Origin of the sequence: Schinkia azotoformans LMG 9581, from assembly GCF_000307855.1 — a bacterium.
Taxonomy (GTDB): domain Bacteria; phylum Bacillota; class Bacilli; order Bacillales; family Bacillaceae_J; genus Schinkia; species Schinkia azotoformans.
This window is the reverse complement of sequence record NZ_AJLR01000140.1, coordinates 1-871: the sequence shown is the minus strand read 5'-3', so window position 1 is coordinate 871 and position 871 is coordinate 1. Positions and strand designations below refer to the sequence as shown.

1 protein-coding gene is annotated in these 871 nt (G+C 38.9%); it reads right to left on the bottom strand.

All coding sequences use genetic code 11. The features are described 5' to 3' along the window. The coding region (locus BAZO_RS16175; RefSeq protein WP_039957652.1) for an IS982-like element IS982B family transposase at positions 1-800 on the bottom strand (800 nt) is incomplete at its 3' end. Positions 801-871: the final 71 nt, after the last annotated feature.

The window sequence follows — 871 nt, the reverse complement described above, 5'->3', positions numbered from 1 at the left end:
AGTATCATCTCTAATTTCAATTGAAAACCTTGAGGCGAACGACTTTTACAACGCTCAGCTCCTAGATTTGTCAAAAAAGAGAAAACTCGCTCAATCACTTTTCTACGTTTTGAAAAATTAGGGAAAAGGATTTTCTTTTGCTTCATGTTCTTCCTGACAGGTGTCATTAGATCAATTCCTTTTAATTCCAGCCTATCATGCAGTGACTGACCTAGATATCCCATATCTCCAAGGACTGTTGGTGTCCCAAATTGACTCAACACTTCCTCGGTCATTGAACTATCAGCCATTGAAGCAGGAGTAATTGTGTAGTCTATGACATAGCCTGATTCACTGACTAAAGCATGACATTTACATCCATAGAAGTACTGTCCCTTTGTAGCATTGTAGCCAACATTTGCATAATCTCCAAGAACTTTGCTTCTGAAATTACGAATAGGCTGACACAAAGGAATGGGGAAGCTGTCAATAATGGATACACTAATTCCTTCAACCTCTTTAAAGACGAGTGCTTGGCGAATGACTTGGATACTCGGTAAGAGGGCATTACAACGGCGGACAAAGCGAGAATATTCTAGGAAATTAGGAAATAAACTTTGAGCAAGTTGGTGCTTAGCTTTAAGCGTTTCACTAAAATGCAGTACGCCCCATAGGTAACAAGCGATAACTAAGCAATCTGATGTTGCGAGATGGACGTTCTTTCGGTTTTGAACCTCAAGGGGAACACTCGTTTGATAAAGCGTCTCAATGGTTGTCAGTAAATAAACAAAAACTTTTGGAAGTGTGCTATTATAAGTCATATAAGTCGTGCGCTTTCTAATGCTTAGTGGTTTAAGATTAGGATAGCACGACTTATTTATTTTCCAATGAA